Origin of the sequence: Paenibacillus sp. ClWae2A, assembly GCF_032452295.1 — a bacterium.
GTDB lineage: Bacteria > Bacillota > Bacilli > Paenibacillales > Paenibacillaceae > Paenibacillus.
This window is the reverse complement of the sequence record NZ_JAULSQ010000002.1, coordinates 633236-650428: the sequence shown is the minus strand read 5'-3', so window position 1 is coordinate 650428 and position 17193 is coordinate 633236. Positions and strand designations below refer to the sequence as shown.

The following is a 17193-nucleotide window of genomic DNA, read 5'->3' as shown; positions in this document are numbered from 1 at the left end:
GGCATAGAGTGTACTATTGTAAAATGCGGGGATTTGACGTGGTGTACAAGGAGGGGGGATTCTCTTGTGAGCGGTATATCCAAAAGGAAACGCAAAATTTCCTCAATTAGTACAGGTAAACGGAAAGCAAAAAAATCAAAAAAGCACTCTATCCAAAAGAAGAAGAGTAAGTCTTATAAGAAAAGCAGACGTAAATGCAAAAAAAAGAAAAGCCACAGGATTCCTTTCCTTCGCGGCCCACGGGGTTATCGGGGAATGAGAGGATTCACTGGAGCAACAGGTGCCACTGGGTTAACCGAAGATCCTGGGTATCCCGAGTATCCCCGCATATGGAGAGCAACCGGTTTAACAGGACGGACTGGAGCAACTGGAATCACGGGAAGTACCGGAATAACTGGAGTCACAGGTGCAACAGGAGCTATCGGACTGATGGGCACCACAGGTGTGACTGGAACTACAGGATTTACAGGTACGACCGGTCCAACGGGTGAGGCGGGAGCAACTGGAACTACAGGAAGCACAGGAGCAACTGGAATTACCGGATTTGGTGTTACAGGCGTGACCGGTGCTACAGGAAATACTGGTATAACGGGCTTTACAGGAAGTACAGGATTCACAGGTCCAACTGGAATAGGTGTGATGGGACTAACTGGATCTACTGGTGAGACAGGATTCACGGGAGTAACGGGCTCAACAGGACCAACTGGCATAACCGGTATTACCGGATTCACAGGGATCACTGGCGTGACTGGAGCGACGGGAATTACAGGTCCGACTGGTGCCAATGGATTTACGGGCATCACAGGTGTGACAGGAGTAACTGGTTTTACAGGTTCAATTGGGTCCACTGGAACGACAGGTCCAACCGGTGTAACAGGAATAACGGGAGTTGCTGGAATTGCGGGTACAACAGGAACGACTGGAGTAACCGGTGCGACAGGTATTACTGGATTTACCGGCAGTACAGGTGCGATTGGAGCAACTGGTGCCACTGGAGAAGCAGGTCTAACAGGGATTACAGGTACGACTGGTGTAACGGGACCGCCCGGCCCAACCGGTGAGACAGGAATCACCGGAGTTACAGGCGCTACAGGATTTACTGGGGCGATCGGGTCTACGGGAGTTACTGGTGTTACGGGTGTAACCGGATCTACTGGAAGTACTGGTGAGACGGGTCTAACAGGAGTCACAGGTCCAACTGGTGTCACCGGCACGACTGGCGCAACTGGTATTACTGGAGAAACAGGTAGCACAGGAACGATAGGATTTACTGGTACGACCGGAGCGACGGGTCTAACAGGTATCACGGGTGAGACCGGGGTTACAGGAAGTACTGGTACTTCTGGAGCAACGGGCACTACGGGGACAACTGGATTAACTGGTGAGACGGGAGCCACTGGAAATACGGGTGCTTCGGGGGTTACTGGATTTACGGGCAGTACAGGTGCGACTGGAGCAACTGGTGCCACTGGTATAAGTGGAGTCACTGGCGAAACTGGAATCACAGGAGTTACTGGAATTGCGGGTACAACAGGAACGACTGGAGTAACCGGTGCGACAGGTAATACTGGATTTACCGGCAGTACAGGTGCGATTGGAGCAACTGGTGCCACTGGAGAAGCAGGTCTAACAGGGGGTACAGGTCCGACTGGTGTGACTGGTCCAATCGGGGCTACTGGAGAAACAGGAATTACAGGTACGACTGGCACAACCGGTGAGACAGGTTTGATTGGATTTACTGGAGAAACGGGAACTACGGGGGTTACAGGTGCTACAGGACTCACCGGGACTACTGGTTCAACTGGCATTACCGGAACCACAGGTTTAACTGGAGAAACAGGACCCATGGGCATCACCGGCGCGACCGGTGTAACAGGCACAACTGGAACTACAGGCACCACGGGAACAGCTGGAACAACCGGAGTAAATGGTGAGACTGGAGCGACGGGTGTAACAGGTATCACGGGTGAGACTGGGGTTACAGGAAGCACTGGTACTTCTGGAACAACAGGCACTACTGGGGCAACCGGATTAACTGGTGTGACGGGAGCCACTGGCGAAATAGGGACGACAGGTATCACTGGCGTTACGGGAGCTACTGGAAATACGGGTGCTTCAGGGATTACTGGATTTACGGGCAGTACAGGTGCGACCGGAGCAACTGGTGCCACTGGAGAAAAGGGCCTAACAGGGATCACAGGCACGACTGGTGTGACGGGAGTTACAGGAAATACCGGAACGACAGGTATAACTGGAGAAACAGGGTTCACAGGAGCTACGGGTGCAACAGGAATCACAGGACTAACGGGAGTGACTGGTATAACCGGAACGACGGGAATTACGGGTGCGACCGGAGCTACAGGTCTGACGGGAAATACAGGACCAACGGGTGACACCGGATTTACGGGCATCACGGGAGTAACTGGTTTTACGGGTCCAACCGGTGAAACAGGAATAACTGGAGTTACTGGACCGACTGGTGTGACAGGACCGACCGGTGCAACTGGAGAAACGGGAATTACAGGTGCGGCTGGACCAACTGGCATTACCGGAACCACTGGTGTTACTGGGGAGACCGGTCTAACAGGGAACACTGGTGTAACGGGACCAACCGGTACTAGTGGCATAACGGGCACAACAGGTATTACGGGAAGCACAGGTGCCACTGGAGCAACGGGAACTACGGGTATCACGGGTGCGATTGGAGCAACAGGAAGCATGGGACCAACCGGAGTTACTGGCGTAACCGGCACAACTGGTGTAACTGGAGTCACAGGGGAAATGGGTCTAACAGGAACTACTGGCCCAACTGGTGTTACGGGATTAACTGGAGTAACAGGAACCACGGGAATTACTGGTATAAGTGGAACTACAGGTGTTACTGGAGCAACAGGTGCGACTGGTATAATCGGAGTCACTGGAGAAACGGGTATAACAGGGGTCACAGGACCGACTGGTGTAACGGGAACTACAGGTGCAACTGGTGTCACTGGTCCCACTGGCGCGACCGGAGTAACTGGTGCCACTGGGGAGACGGGGATTACAGGTACGACCGGCCCAACTGGTGAGACAGGTTTGACTGGATCTACTGGAGAAACAGGTATCACCGGAGTTACAGGTGCTACAGGATTTACTGGGGCGACAGGGGCAACTGGAAGTACGGGTCCAACTGGAAATACTGGCATAACCGGCACGACAGGGATCACCGGTGCAACTGGTGCCACTGGCGAAACGGGTCTAACGGGAATTACAGGTACGACTGGTATGACAGGACCCACTGGAGGGATCGGGTCTACTGGAACTACGGGAGTTACTGGCATTACGGGTATAACCGGAACTACTGGAATCACTGGTGTGACCGGAGCGACTGGCGAAACAGGCACGGCAGGCATCACTGGCGCTACAGGAGCTACGGGAATTACTGGTACAACAGGGCCAACCGGCACGACTGGTTTGACAGGATTCACCGGAGCGACAGGAAGTACTGGTGAGGCGGGGCTAACAGGAGTTACAGGTACGACTGGTCTAACGGGACCCACCGGGGTCACTGGCGAAACAGGAACAACCGGCACTACAGGAAGTACTGGAATAACAGGTAATACTGGTGAAACAGGATCAACGGGTACGTCCGGATTAACTGGCGTTACGGGTGTAACCGGATCTACTGGAATTGCAGGCCTCACGGGAAATACTGGAGCAACTGGTGTTACTGGCACTACCGGTGTCACAGGTACGACTGGTGTGACAGGACTCACTGGGGCCACTGGTGAAATAGGACCAACAGGTACCACCGGAATTACAGGTGCTACAGGAAGCACGGGTACTTCTGGAACAACAGGCACTACGGGGGCAACTGGATTAACTGGTGAGACGGGAGCTACTGGAAATACTGGTGCTTCAGGAATTACTGGATTTACAGGCAGTACAGGTGCTACAGGAGCCACTGGAGAAACGGGTCTAACAGGTGCCACAGGCACGACTGGTGTGACAGGACTCACCGGAGCGACAGGAGATACTGGTCTAACGGGACCCACCGGTGTAACCGGCACAACCGGAGTCACTGGCGAAACAGGATCAACAGGTACGACAGGATTAACTGGCGTTACGGGTACCACTGGTGTGACCGGAGCCACAGGTATAACGGGAACCACGGGAGTTACTGGAGCAACGGGCCTAACAGGGGGCACAGGCGCGACTGGTGTTATGGGAATTACTGGAACGACAGGAACTACTGGCGCAACTGGAGAGACGGGGCTAACAGGATTCACAGGATCGACAGGTATTACTGGCATCACTGGTACCACTGGAAATACAGGAGCAACGGGAAATACGGGTACAACCGGCATTACGGGGCCCACCGGAGCTACTGGTTCAACTGGCGAAACAGGGGCTACAGGTGTAACCGGGGTCACCGGCGCAACAGGACCAACCGGCACGACTGGTCTAACTGGAGTTACGGGTATTACGGGTACCACAGGGATTACCGGACTGACTGGCGTAACTGGTGTCACAGGGGAAACGGGTCTAACAGGAAATATTGGCCCAACTGGTGTTACGGGATTAACTGGAGTAACAGGACCCACGGGCATCACAGGCGCGACCGGTGCTGCAGGAAGTACTGGTGAAACAGGAGTTACTGGAACGACTGGTCTAACGGGACCCACCGGGACGACCGGAGCCACTGGGCAAACAGGTCTAACAGGGATTACAGGAACGACTGGGGCGACCGGATTTACTGGCATTACGGGCAACACAGGTGTGGCTGGATCTACTGGAAGTACCGGTGCTACCGGAATTACTGGAGTAACTGGATTTACAGGTGCTACAGGGACAACCGGTCCCACAGGTATTTCTGGTGAAACAGGCGAAACAGGAACAACCGGTACGACTGGCATAACTGGAGTCACAGGTACGACTGGTGTGTCAGGACTGACTGGGGTAACAGGAGCAGCGGGGAGTACGGGTACCACAGGAATCACTGGCGCAACCGGTACGACCGGTACGACCGGTATTACTGGATTTACGGGCAGTACAGGTGCGACTGGAACAACAGGAAGTACAGGTACCACAGGAATTACTGGTATAAGCGGAACTACTGGTGTTACTGGAGCCACTGGGGTAACAGGAGCAACGGGAGTTACGGGTACAACAGGTACGACCGGAACCACTGGTGAAACAGGTCTAACAGGGGTTACAGGTACGACAGGTGTAACGGGACCAACTGGTGCCACTGGCATAACCGGGTTCACCGGGGAAACAGGCACAACCGGCACGACAGGTAGTACCGGCACGACTGGTGCTACTGGAAGTACTGGCGTAACTGGATTTACAGGTGCTACAGGGACAACCGGTACGACTGGCTTAACTGGTGTTACGGGACCAACCGGTGCGACCGGAGCCACTGGGTTCACAGGGGAAACGGGTATAGCTGGGGGCACGGGTACGACTGGAGCAACGGGAAGTACGGGTATCACAGGTGTTACTGGAGCAACTGGTGCCACAGGTGAGACGGGGCCCACAGGTGTATCTGGTGAGACAGGAACTACAGGTACAACGGGAGTTACGGGTACTAACGGACTTACCGGTGTAACCGGGACAACTGGAACTACAGGTGCAACGGGCACCACAGGAACAACCGGAGTTGCAGGAGCGACTGGTCTTACAGGAGCCACAGGAAGTACCGGTTCAACAGGAGTTACGGGAATCACCGGAACAGCAGGCATCACGGGTGCGACTGGTGCCACTGGGGTAACTGGAACAGCCGGGAGTACAGGAGCCACAGGTGCAACAGGGACAGTCGGAATCACAGGTCCGACAGGCCCAACTGGCCCAACTGGGGCTAACGGAATTACAGGGGCCACCGGCGTAACGAGTGCAACCGGGGCTACGGGAGCCACAGGAGCGACAGGTATTACAGGGGCAACCGGTGACACAGGTGCGACTGGAGCTACGGGCCCAACCGGGCCTAACTTTGCAACACAAGGGTTCTCGGCCTTCCTGGCTACACTTTCGACAGCAACGAGCGCACAATTAACCAACTGGACAACGACGAGTCCTTATTACGGTAATGCCAACTTCAATGCAACCACAGGAAACTATACCGTCCCGGTAACAGGAAGATATTCCATTGTGGCCACGATCAATTATGCAACGACCGCAGCGATCGCCTTATCACTGGGTGCTGGAGTTAACCCTGCCTTTCTTGTCCAGAGAACATCACCGACAGTTACAACTCTGGTTAGTGGTTTGTTGCCTATCTTGAATGTAGCCGTTACATTGCTTACACTACGGGCAGTCTTGGGGAGCAGTTCAGTTACTTTGGCGGTAGAGGTGGCATTGAATGCGGGAGATGTGATTGGACTGTTCTATGCTGCAAACGGGCTGACGATTACGTTGAACCTGGGCAGTGGTGCTACGAATGGTATTGTTTGGTCTGTGCATGAGATCACCTAAAAACTTCTCAACGGATTGCGCCTATGGACAAATTCGTAAAGTTGTAATAAGTTAGTTTGAAGATATTCGAAATATCTTTTGGAAAGTGGACTAACAAGTGAGGTGGATTTCATGATTCCTATTTTGGGACGCATTAATGAATTAAGTCGAAAACAACGCAGCAGCGTCGGTTTGACAATAGCAGAACAAAGCGAGCAGCAGGAGCTTAGAAAACAATATTTGCAGGCTATTCGAGGTCAGGTGCTGACAACCATGTTGGCAGTATCCGTTGTGGACCCACTGGGTCATGATGTGACCCCTGAGAAATTAACCAATGAAAAATTGCAGCGCCGTGAACAGGCCGGCCAATAGCATTCCCTTTTTGAAGACAGACCAAGGTTACATCTTGGTCTGTCTTTTTTTTATTTTCTGCAAATCATCCGTTTAGCAGGAACTGCATCAATAATCCAGTTAGGTGTTTCGTTCAGATTAACAAGCATGTTAGATATTTTTAGTGTTGATGACAATAAAGCTACCGCGAACTTCAAATCATCCCCGATAACTCATATAATAACGCTAATATATCTCAGAAATACAAGGTAAAAGTACAATTTCCCTCAATATAACTGACAATAATCTTACATCGAATAATCAAAGAAAGACTAGTTCATATATGTATCTCGAAAGGGTTGATGAATCATGAGCCTGGAAGCTTTGAATGAACGTGTGAAGAATGATCTGGATTATTTGTCATTTGGGGGCGCCAGCTGGGTACGCCCGAGAGAACATGCAGATGGTCATGTCTATGATGTTGTCATTGTGGGCGGGGGACAGAGTGGATTAGGGGCGGCATTTGGACTTCTACGGGAACGGATCTCCAATATTGTTGTCATTGACGAGAATGCATCAGGGCTTGAAGGTCCCTGGGAGACTTATGCGCGTATGGTAACTTTGCGTACACCCAAGCATCTGACTTCCATCGATCTGGGGATCCCCTCGTTAACCTTTCGCTCATGGTGGGAAGCACAGGTTGGGCCCGAAGGTTGGGAAGAGGTAGACAAGATCCCGCGTGGAGCCTGGATGAATTATTTGCGCTGGTATCGGGAAGTGCTGAATCTGCCTGTACTTAATGAGGTGAAATTGACGCTGGTTGAGCCAACAGAGAACGGAATACATCGACTTCATGTGAACAAGGCAGGAACTCAGATGGATGTCATACTTGCTCGCAAAGTAGTGTTTGCTACAGGAATACAGGGTGGTGGAGAGTGGCATGTGCCATCCATGATTGCGGATAGATTACCTCGGGATCGGTATGCCCATACGTCAGAAGCGATTGATTTTGAACGCTTAAAAGGTAAACGGGTTGCAGTGCTTGGTGGCGGTGCTTCTGCTTTTGATAATGCTAGTTATGCGCTTGCCACGGGTGTGGCGGAAGCCCATGTATTTGTACGGCGGGAACAACTGCCAAGTGTTAATCCCATTCGTCAGATGGAACAATCCGGTATGATTGAGCGATACCACGCTCTTCCGGTTGCTGATAAATATGAAGTGATCTCTCATTTCTTCAAATTCAATCAACCGCCAACCAACGATACGTTTAATCGTGCGGCAGCCTGGCCTGGATTCGAACTGCATTTGAATTCGCCTTGGCTGAGTGTAGAAGCAACAGACCAAGGCGCGATTGTGCATACCGCACAGGGAGCATTTACGTTTGATTTTTTAATTATTAGTACAGGTCTGCTTAGTGATCCGGCACTCCGTCCTGAACTGAGGATCGTGGAGCCATACATCGCGCGTTGGGAGGACTGTTATCAGGCTCCGCCAGAGCATCGCAATGCATTGCTGGACGCACATCCATACCTGAGTTCAGGGTTTGCGATGACTAGTAGAAGTGAGCAGGGTGAGGAGCAGTTGCATGGACTGTTTGTATTCAACTACTCTGCACTTGCCAGCTGTGGTCTGTCCGCATCGGCAATATCAGGGACCAAGAGTGCGGTGCCCAAACTGGTCACTGCCATAGCAGATCAGCTGTTCCTTGATGATCGGGAGGTTATTTTGCAAAATTTTTATGCGTATGAAGAACAGGAATTTACCGCTACTTGGGTGAAAAGTGGTGCTCTCGCTGAGTAATCGAACTCCATAATATTGTGAACGTGTGGCATCTGATGCTGGACGTTTTTTTGTTTTTCAGATGATGAAGGTTACACTTGCCTTTAATTTGTTGTAAAATGTCGGTTGGAACATGTTAAAGGCAGGGATAATAGATGAATGAAATGAACTATGAGCAATTTAGAGCCCATCTGAAGAAAGCGTCACGTAAACGAAATGTACCTTTGATTAAGATCGTTGCATTTCAAGAGAAATACATGAAGATTGAAGAAGTTCAATTTTACGATGTGGAACAAAATCATATGAGTGTTCAGGCCTGCAATACATTGTGGATGCATCTGGAGAATAAATCTTTCCGTAATATGGTGTCCCAACATTTGCAGTTTTATAGAGACATGGAGAATCTGGGTCGGCATTCCTTTGAGAATCTGATCAAAGAACTATATGATACGTCTGTTCCTGTGCTGCTCGATTACAATCCCGCTCATTATTACACCTCGGGGCAATTGGCTGAGATTCTGGTCATGGACGAGGAGAGGCTGATTGAACAATTGGAGATGGGCCGTTTCAAGGGGGCTTTTATTAATGAGGATGGCAAATGGCTTAAACCCAAACCGGATGCGATGGTTGTAGAGTCATAAACGTCATGCAGTTCCCATGAAAAGCAAAATCCTGCAACGCCGCGCTTGAAGCGCTGGAGGCTGCAGGATTTTTAATGGAGATACAAAGGGCACGGAATACCAACTTTAAGAACATGGAGTAAGTACTCCGTTTGAGCGTTAAATACTCAAGTGTTGCGACGTACTGTAAATCCATCCTTACACCGATTAGGGGCGCCAGGGATCGAGATGATACGCCGTCCTTGGATCATGATCCCTTTTTGAGAGGTACAAAAAGCAGGAGAGCGTCCATTCAGGCGGCACATGTTGAAGGTTACGGGGGTAATTCGTGCCATGGAGGCGATGGAGCTTCCTACAGTGGGGGCTTCAACAATCCATTCCGTAGAGGACTGCGGACCCGAATAATACTGAATGGTGCGGAAGGTCCAGCCCAGCGTTAGATTAGAAAGGGTTATGCACCAGGTTTTGCGTGTTAATTTGGCGATGACTGCTCGAATGCGATGACCTGGGGAAACGGGATGTGGTATGATGGTCTCCGCGTCAGGCAGGATCTCCCACCAGGCATAATAGCTGGGCTTGCCTTGAATCCAGTCGTGACCGGTTCCGGTCTGAATCAGACTGCCGTTCTCGAAGCCATCAATTCCAATCCATGCGGATGAATATGTGTTACGTGTACTAGGTAGAACATAGGGGACAGTCCATTCTGCTGAGATTCGGCGGTATTGGTTCTGTTTTCCTGTACGAGCATAGCCGCTCCAATTGGAGGATATCCATCCAAAGCGAGGAGAGGAGACTTTCTTTTTCTGATGTAGGGCACAGGGTTTTCGCCGTTTGTGTGGACGATCTGTCATCAGGTCACCACCTTCGATAAAATAGGGACTAGATTATCAGATGCGTGTTTAGGGGCTAGGGAAAGGGACAATTGGACAAGAAAATAAGTCGAACGATGCAAATTTTTGAAGGTTTTTAAATTATTTTGAATGAAAGTGGTTGTTTTTTGAGGAGTTTATGATACTATAGAAGCAGTTGGAGGAATGAAGATGCTGACTGAAGAACGATATGCTGCAATTATAGAGCGCTTACATTTACAGGGAATTGTGAAATTGCAAGAGCTTGTTGATGTGTTGGGTGCTTCTGAATCAACGATTAGGCGTGACTTGATCGATCTGGAGAGTCGTCAGATGCTCAAACGCATCCACGGCGGTGCCGCACTGGTGAATGAAAAAACGCTAGAACCGGGAATGGAAGAAAAAACGTTCAAAAACATTCAACAGAAAACAATGATTGCCCGTTTGGCTGCACAGGAGATCGAAAATGGCGAATGCATTTATCTGGATGCAGGAACAACAACGTTAGCCATGATTCCTTTTATTGAAGCAAAAGACGTAACGGTTGTTACCAACGGACTTTCACATGTTGAAGCTTTGGTAAGCAAGCGTATTCGCAGTTATTTGCTCGGAGGTATGATGAAAATTCATACAAAAGCAGTCATTGGCAGTATCGCATTACAGAACATGGATAATTTCCGTTTTGATAAATGTTTTCTTGGAAGCAACGGAGTTGATCCCGAAATGGGGTATACAACACCGGATCCGGAGGAAGCCTTGATTAAAAGGCGTGCACATCAATTGTCGGGAAAATCTTATGTGCTGGCTGATTCCAGCAAAATAGGGGAAATTACTTTTGCCAAATTGTTTGATTTGGAGGAGGCCGATTTGATTACCGAGCAGATGCCAGAACACTGGCGGCCTGGAATCGCACAGAAAACTAAAATAATTGAGGGATAACGATGATATATACGATAACACTTAACCCGTCCATTGATTATATCGTGGAAGTGGATGAGCTGAAGCTTGGCGGATTGAATCGAATGAATCGGGACTTGAAGCTCCCTGGCGGCAAAGGCATTAATGTCTCTCGCATACTGAATCAACTTGGAGCAGATAACACGGCCATTGGTTTTCTTGGTGGATTCACAGGACGATTCATTAATGACAAGTTGCAAGAAGATAATATCCGGACAGACTTTGTCACAATTGCAGACGATACTCGCATTAACATCAAGCTGAAGCATGGAGAAGAGACAGAGATTAATGGTCTTGGACCTGCGATAAGTGCAGAAGAGGCAGAGCAGTTGCTTCACAAATTGTCTTCATTGCAAAAAGGAGATATTGTCATTCTCTCCGGAAGTGTACCACCGTCACTTGGAACGGATTTTTATGATCGTCTGATTAAAGTCTGCAAGCAAACGGGTGCCGAATTTGTGATTGATACAACTGGCCCTGCGTTAATGGAAGCTCTTGAACATGCACCATTGCTGGTGAAGCCAAATCATCATGAACTGGCTGAACTGTTCGGTGTAACGATTGAGACACGTGAGGAACTGGTGTTATACGGGCGTAAGTTGCTGGAAGCTGGTGCTAAACATGTGTTGATCTCCATGGCAGGCGAGGGTGCACTATTCATTACCAAAGCGGAAGTTCATCATGCAAATGTTCCGAAAGGTATCGTTAAAAACTCGGTCGGTGCCGGTGACTCCATGATTGGCGGATTCGTAGGTACCTATGTACAGAGCGGTGATCTGCTGGAAGCTTTCCGCACAGGGGTTGCATCTGGAAGCGCGACTGCGTTCTCGGATGATCTGGCAACACGTGAACTGATTGATGAATTACGCAATCAAGTAACCATTACAGCGATCTAGTCTAACGGCCATATAAAAGGTTTTCATTGTAATTGTAATGTAGTGAGGCCTGCCTATGCAGGCCGACTGAACTTAAGGGAGTGTACCAAGATGAGAATAACAGACTTGATGATCCAGGAAACGATGATCATGGACCTGCAAGCCACAACCAAAGATGAGGCTATTGATGAACTAATTGCAAGCCTGAACCGAAGCGGACGAATTAATGATCCCGTCCTGTTCAAGGAAATGATCTATAAAAGAGAAGCTGAGTCCAGCACGGGTATCGGTGGCGGAATTGCGATGCCACATGCCAAAACAACAGCAGTGAATGAACCAACGGTTGTATTTGCCAAGAGTAGAAAAGGGCTTGATTTTGAAGCGTTGGATGATCAGCCAGCTCATGTGTTCTTCATGATTGCGGCTCCAGAAGGCGCAGGTAATACCCATCTGCGTACGCTTGCAGCTCTTTCCAGGTTGTTGATTGATAGCGATTTCATCTCACAATTGATGAGTACAGATACACCTGCGGAAGTTAGTGCATTGTTTGATGCCAAACAGGCAGAAGCAGCTGAGAAGGAAGCAGCCAAAGAAAAAGCAAAAGCTGAAAAAGAAGCAAATGCCGCGTCCACTTCTACTACTGGTCAGCAACAGAATACTTCTGGTGTGATTGTAGGTAATGCAAATTCGGAAGATTTTGTTGTTGCGGTTACAGCCTGCCCAACCGGTATTGCTCATACGTTTATGGCTGAAGATGCACTTAAAAAGAAAGCTCAGGAAATGGGCATCAATATTCGAGTAGAGACTAACGGCTCTGAAGGAGCACAGAATGTTCTCACTGCTGACGAGATCGCTCGTGCTAAAGGGGTTATCGTTGCCGCAGACAAAAATGTGGAGATGGCACGTTTCGATGGCAAACCGGTATTGCAAAGACCGGTGAGCGATGGAATTCGTAAACCCGAAGAGCTGATTCGTAAAGCTGTTAACGGCGATGCACCGATCTATCGCAGCCAAGGCGGAAATGCCCAGGAAGAGGGAGCAAGCGATGGCAAGATCAGTGTAGGTAGCAAAATCTATAAAGATCTGATGAATGGTATCTCGCATATGCTGCCGTTTGTTGTAGGTGGCGGTATCCTGCTAGCGATTTCCTTCTTGTTCGAGCAGATTGCTAGTCCTGAAAATCCGATTGTGCAGTTGCTTCAAACGATTGGTGGCGGAACAGGTGCGTTCCACTTCCTGATTCCGGTACTTGCCGGATTTATCGCGATGAGTATTGGTGATCGCCCTGCCCTGATGCCTGGTATGGTCGGTGGATTGATGGCGGTTAACTCAAACGCCGGTTTCCTTGGTGGTTTGGCTGCCGGTTTCCTGGCGGGTTATGTTGTTATTGGTCTTCGTAAGTTGTTCAAAGGATTGCCAAAAGCGATTGATGGCTTGAAACCAATCTTGTTGTATCCGGTATTTGGTTTGCTGATCGTGGGTGCCATCAGTTTCTACGTCTTTGATCCGATTTTTGGTTCCCTGAACACATGGCTTGTAGATGCACTTGGTAATCTGGGTACAGGTAATGCAGTATTGCTGGGCTTGCTGCTTGGCGGCATGATGTCCATCGATATGGGTGGACCGTTCAACAAAGCGGCTTACACGTTCGCTATCGGCGTATTCACATCAAGTGGTAACACAGACGGTGCATGGATGGCAGCGGTTATGGCAGGCGGTATGGTGCCTCCTCTGGCGATTGCACTTGCAACAACGTTCTTCAAATCCAAATTTACAGAGCAAGAACGCAAATCAGGCCTGACTAACTATGTACTTGGATTCTCTTTCATTACAGAAGGTGCAATTCCATTTGCTGCGGCTGATCCATTGCGTGTATTGACTTCTTGTATTCTGGGTTCCGCTGTTGCTGGCGGATTGACACAACTGTGGCACATTAATGTACCAGCTCCGCATGGCGGGATCTTTGTTGCAGCACTGGCGAACCACGCATTATTGTTCCTGCTCGCTGTTGCAATTGGTTCTGTGATCTCCGGTCTGATTCTGGGCTTGTGGAAGAAGTCACCAACGATCGTGAAGTAACAAATATAAGTAACATCTCCTGGGTGAAATTCACTTGGGGGATGTTTTTTTATTTCAGCTTTGTCGTCAGGTAGTGGAAAGTTGCTTCTGAATTTGTGTAAAATGCTTATTTAGCTTTTACATTCATATGTGGTAAAATAAATATAATTATATTTTGAAACTATGTTTCGTCTGATGAAACTTATGCAGGAGGAATTGGAATGTCTGATGTAATCAAAAGTCAGGTGCAGAAGCAATTTGCGAAAAATGCAGGAAAATACGTGACGAGTGCGGGGCATGCCAAAGGTGATGATCTCGCGTTGCTCGTGGCTTCATCTCAAGCCACTCCGGATATGAACGTGCTGGATATCGCCACTGGAGGAGGGCATGTCGCCAATGCTTTGGCTCCACTTGTTCAGCGGGTGACAGCCCTCGATCTAACAGAAGAAATGCTTCAGGTGGCTGAACAATTTATTAAGGGGAATGGACACGGTAATGTAGATTTTGTAGCCGAGGATGCAGAGAAGCTGCCATTCGATGATGATGTCTTTGACCTTGTGACCTGCCGAATCGCTGCTCACCATTTTCCGGACGTTTCTTCGTTTGTTCATGAGGCATTACGAGTTATGAAGCCCGGTGGAAGGTTGTTATTCATTGACAACGTGGCACCTGAACGTGATGAGAATGACCAGTTTTACAATGAAGTGGAGAAGTGCCGGGATGCAAGCCATGTTCGAGCATGGCGCAAGACGGAATGGATTCATATGCTGGAGTATGCCAGCTTCCGAATGGAAACGATGGTTTCCTTCCAGAAGCGTTTTAAGTTTGAAGAATGGTGTAACCGTGCGGCTCTGCCGGAACGGGAGAGAGGGGAACTTGAAGCAAGTATGTTGAGTGCACCGTCCATCATCAGAAATTTTTTTAATTTTGAAGTAACAACGAACGGGAAACTCGACAGCTTCGAAGGAGAAAGTGTGTATATCCAAGCGATTAAACCGGCTCATGTCTGATTAGGTAAAAAAAACATATAGATGAGCAGTTTTATGAAAGAGTTAATGGATGAATGCTGATAAAAAATAAAACAGGCAAATTACCTTGAAATGGTAGATCTGCTTGTTTTATTTTGCATATTTATAATCAAAGTGACGGTTCAGACGGTCCTACTTCTTCACGTGTGTCACTTCCCATTTCAGCACAAATGATAGAGGTGCATACTAAATTAAACGACAGGCCATTTCACTTTACGCAGGGCATCGAGCAACTCAGGTGGTGCATTTAGATTGTCACGGACCAGATCCCGAGGAGTTAACGCCATCCACTGATTCAGCGATACATCCTCGAATCGATCACTTCGGAATATCTCCAAAAACCATAAAGTGTCTGTACCGGTATTCTGTATATAGTGTCCCATTGCGACAGGAACATATCCGACATCTCCAGCCCGATAGTCAAATGTACGTGCAATGCCATTGCCTCCAAACACGGTCATTCTTCCTTGTCCTGTCAGATAGTATTGCCATTCATCTGCATTAGGATGCCAGTGCAGTTCACGCATGGCGCCAGGTCGGATCTCCACGAGTGCGGCTGCAACGGTAGTTGAGATGGGGAAGTTGGTGGAGTCTACGATCCGGACACTTCCGCCGGGAGTAATGAGTGGTTCCTGGGCCAGCAATCGGTGTTTGAATGTGAGAGGAACGGTGCCATATGGCGACTGAACTTCCTGGCTCTCGATGGAACCTGGGACAGTATCTTGGAAAATGTACACCTGTTCCTTCGGCATTGACTGAAAAGCGGATTCGGGCACGCCGAAATTGACGGACAATACCTCTGGTGGGGTATGGGCAAACCAATCGGATATGGATAACGTATTCAGATCGGAGAAGGACCCGTCATCAAACACAAGCAGAAATTCACAACCATCCTCCAGTCCCTGAATGGAATGGGGCAGACCTTTGGGGAAAAACCAGAGATCGCCAGGTCCCACATCCGCAATAAAATTACGTCCGTTCTGATCTACTGAAGTGATTCTTGCCGTTCCCCAGATCATGTAGGCCCACTCGGATTGTTGATGCCAGTGCAATTCCCTTACACCTCCCGGTGTCAGGCTCATGTTCACACCAGCCAGTGTAGTGGCAATGGGGAGATCCCTTACGGTGATTTCACGTGACCAACCCCCATGGTTCAATTGCATATGTGTATCGGAAAAAGACATTCTCAGATTGGGCAATAACCCGTTATCGGTTGCCGGAGGTACCAGCATATCGGGGTTCTGTATATCTCTCATAACATCTCTGGGTCCCAGATCAGGTCCACCAGCGCCATCACTGCGAATGGGTTGCGGGATGATAAACGGCTTTTCGTTTGGTTGCTGTCCTTTGGTCATTACGTAATCCCTCCAGATTCAATAACATGTCACACGCGACACTGTATCGTTATGTTTACACCTATGAATCATGGCCTGGATAATATGAGGGACAAACGACAAAAAAGACGTGACCGCATGTGGTCACGTCTTTATACGTATGTGAGAAAGTCGAACAATCCATGAATCCGATTATCGAATCAAATGAAGGCAGAATTCCAGATCGGACTGCAGGTGTTCTTTCATTAATCGTTCGGCAGTCTGGCCGTCATGTGCCTTGATCGCTTCACAAATCTGATGATGCTCTTCAATAAGGAAGGGGCGCTGATAATATACAACCGTCTGACGGAATAGATAAATGACGGATTGCATTTTATCGAACAGATCAATCATCAATGCATTATTACTCGCGCGCATGATGATTTCGTGAAACTCTTTATTGGCTTCCATAATCTCTTCTTTGCTTCCGGTATGTCCCACGTGCACGCAATGCTCAAGAGCCGTCACTTCCTGTGCAGATAAGAAGGTAGCAGCGGATTGTGCCGCATGTCCCTCCAGTAACTTCCGCAATTCAAACGTATTTCTCAGATCCGTCTCGGTTAGCTTGACGACCCGTTTGTTCACGACTAATCCTTCCTGTTCCAGGCGGCGGATGGATTCTCGGATCGGGGTTCGGCTGACATTCAGATCGGTCGCCAGCTTTTCTTCCACAAGTTTGGTTCCGGGGGAAAGGGTGCCTTGCAAAATCATGTCCCGCAGCACTTCATAGGCTTGCTGATAGGCTGGGCGGGACTTGTCCGTACTTGGTTGCATTGTATTTCACCTCTACCCTTACTTTAGCGAAAATGAGGGCAATAAACAACCAGATAAAAAACCGAATTTTAATTTTCGGATACATAAATAATAAAATTGTATACAAAAATTGAAATGTT

General features: G+C 48.9%; 11 protein-coding genes. 8 read left to right on the top strand and 3 right to left on the bottom strand.

Going from position 1 to position 17193, the window contains the following annotated elements; all coding sequences use genetic code 11:
• Window positions 1–255 precede the first annotated feature (255 nt).
• The 4 genes from QVE09_RS08945 (at window position 256) to QVE09_RS08930 (ending at window position 9182) form a co-directional block, all read left to right on the top strand.
• Complete coding sequence (locus QVE09_RS08945; RefSeq protein ID WP_315936527.1) at window positions 256–6453, top strand: beta strand repeat-containing protein; 6198 nt, start codon at window positions 256–258, stop codon at window positions 6451–6453.
• A 111-nt stretch (window positions 6454–6564) separates the two neighbouring features.
• The gene (locus tag QVE09_RS08940; RefSeq protein WP_315936526.1) at window positions 6565–6804 is read left to right on the top strand and encodes a DUF896 domain-containing protein; all 240 of its coding nucleotides are present in this window, start codon (window positions 6565–6567) and stop codon (window positions 6802–6804) included.
• Between the two features lie 327 nt (window positions 6805–7131).
• The gene (locus QVE09_RS08935) at window positions 7132–8562 is read left to right on the top strand and encodes an NAD(P)-binding domain-containing protein (RefSeq protein WP_315936525.1); all 1431 of its coding nucleotides are present in this window, start codon (window positions 7132–7134) and stop codon (window positions 8560–8562) included.
• A 134-nt stretch (window positions 8563–8696) separates the two neighbouring features.
• Entirely contained in the window at window positions 8697–9182 is a 486-nt protein-coding gene (locus QVE09_RS08930; protein WP_315936524.1) for a hypothetical protein, read from the top strand.
• Window positions 9183–9328: 146 nt separating this feature from the next.
• Here the strand turns inward: QVE09_RS08930 and QVE09_RS08925 are convergent, their stop codons facing one another.
• Window positions 9329–10012 carry a G1 family glutamic endopeptidase gene (locus tag QVE09_RS08925; RefSeq protein ID WP_315936523.1) on the bottom strand — a complete coding sequence of 228 codons (684 nt, stop codon included), beginning with the start codon at window positions 10010–10012 and terminating at the stop codon, window positions 9329–9331.
• 189 nt (window positions 10013–10201) lie between these two features.
• Between QVE09_RS08925 and QVE09_RS08920 the strand changes: the two genes are divergently transcribed.
• From QVE09_RS08920 to QVE09_RS08905, 4 genes are all read left to right on the top strand, one after another.
• On the top strand, window positions 10202–10948 hold the full coding sequence (locus QVE09_RS08920; RefSeq protein ID WP_315936522.1) for a DeoR/GlpR family DNA-binding transcription regulator: 747 nt from the start codon (window positions 10202–10204) through the stop codon (window positions 10946–10948).
• Window positions 10949–10950: 2 nt separating this feature from the next.
• On the top strand, window positions 10951–11862 hold the full coding sequence (gene pfkB, locus QVE09_RS08915) for a 1-phosphofructokinase (protein ID WP_315936521.1): 912 nt from the start codon (window positions 10951–10953) through the stop codon (window positions 11860–11862).
• 90 nt (window positions 11863–11952) lie between these two features.
• On the top strand, window positions 11953–13920 hold the full coding sequence (locus tag QVE09_RS08910) for a PTS fructose transporter subunit IIABC (protein WP_315936520.1): 1968 nt from the start codon (window positions 11953–11955) through the stop codon (window positions 13918–13920).
• A 200-nt stretch (window positions 13921–14120) separates the two neighbouring features.
• On the top strand, window positions 14121–14909 hold the full coding sequence (locus QVE09_RS08905) for a class I SAM-dependent methyltransferase (protein ID WP_315936519.1): 789 nt from the start codon (window positions 14121–14123) through the stop codon (window positions 14907–14909).
• 209 nt (window positions 14910–15118) lie between these two features.
• Here QVE09_RS08905 and QVE09_RS08900 read toward each other — a convergent pair whose 3' ends face one another.
• Both QVE09_RS08900 and QVE09_RS08895 read right to left on the bottom strand, forming a co-directional pair.
• Window positions 15119–16282 (bottom strand): oxalate decarboxylase family bicupin, encoded by a 1164-nt coding sequence (locus QVE09_RS08900; protein ID WP_315936518.1) that lies wholly within the window; start codon window positions 16280–16282, stop codon window positions 15119–15121.
• Between the two features lie 171 nt (window positions 16283–16453).
• Window positions 16454–17074 (bottom strand): GntR family transcriptional regulator, encoded by a 621-nt coding sequence (locus QVE09_RS08895; RefSeq protein WP_315936517.1) that lies wholly within the window; start codon window positions 17072–17074, stop codon window positions 16454–16456.
• Window positions 17075–17193: the final 119 nt, after the last annotated feature.

What these genes read in the sequence shown, in the direction of transcription:
- QVE09_RS08945 (WP_315936527.1), top strand. Translation starts at nt 256, where the DNA reads ATGAGAGGATTCACTGGAGCAACAGGTGCCACTGGGTTAACCGAAGAT.
- QVE09_RS08940 (WP_315936526.1), top strand. Translation starts at nt 6,565, where the DNA reads ATGATTCCTATTTTGGGACGCATTAATGAATTAAGTCGAAAACAACGC.
- QVE09_RS08935 (WP_315936525.1), top strand. Translation starts at nt 7,132, where the DNA reads ATGAGCCTGGAAGCTTTGAATGAACGTGTGAAGAATGATCTGGATTAT.
- QVE09_RS08930 (WP_315936524.1), top strand. Translation starts at nt 8,697, where the DNA reads ATGAATGAAATGAACTATGAGCAATTTAGAGCCCATCTGAAGAAAGCG.
- QVE09_RS08925 (WP_315936523.1), bottom strand. Translation starts at nt 10,012, where the DNA reads ATGACAGATCGTCCACACAAACGGCGAAAACCCTGTGCCCTACATCAG.
- QVE09_RS08920 (WP_315936522.1), top strand. Translation starts at nt 10,202, where the DNA reads ATGCTGACTGAAGAACGATATGCTGCAATTATAGAGCGCTTACATTTA.
- pfkB (WP_315936521.1), top strand. Translation starts at nt 10,951, where the DNA reads ATGATATATACGATAACACTTAACCCGTCCATTGATTATATCGTGGAA.
- QVE09_RS08910 (WP_315936520.1), top strand. Translation starts at nt 11,953, where the DNA reads ATGAGAATAACAGACTTGATGATCCAGGAAACGATGATCATGGACCTG.
- QVE09_RS08905 (WP_315936519.1), top strand. Translation starts at nt 14,121, where the DNA reads ATGTCTGATGTAATCAAAAGTCAGGTGCAGAAGCAATTTGCGAAAAAT.
- QVE09_RS08900 (WP_315936518.1), bottom strand. Translation starts at nt 16,282, where the DNA reads ATGACCAAAGGACAGCAACCAAACGAAAAGCCGTTTATCATCCCGCAA.
- QVE09_RS08895 (WP_315936517.1), bottom strand. Translation starts at nt 17,074, where the DNA reads ATGCAACCAAGTACGGACAAGTCCCGCCCAGCCTATCAGCAAGCCTAT.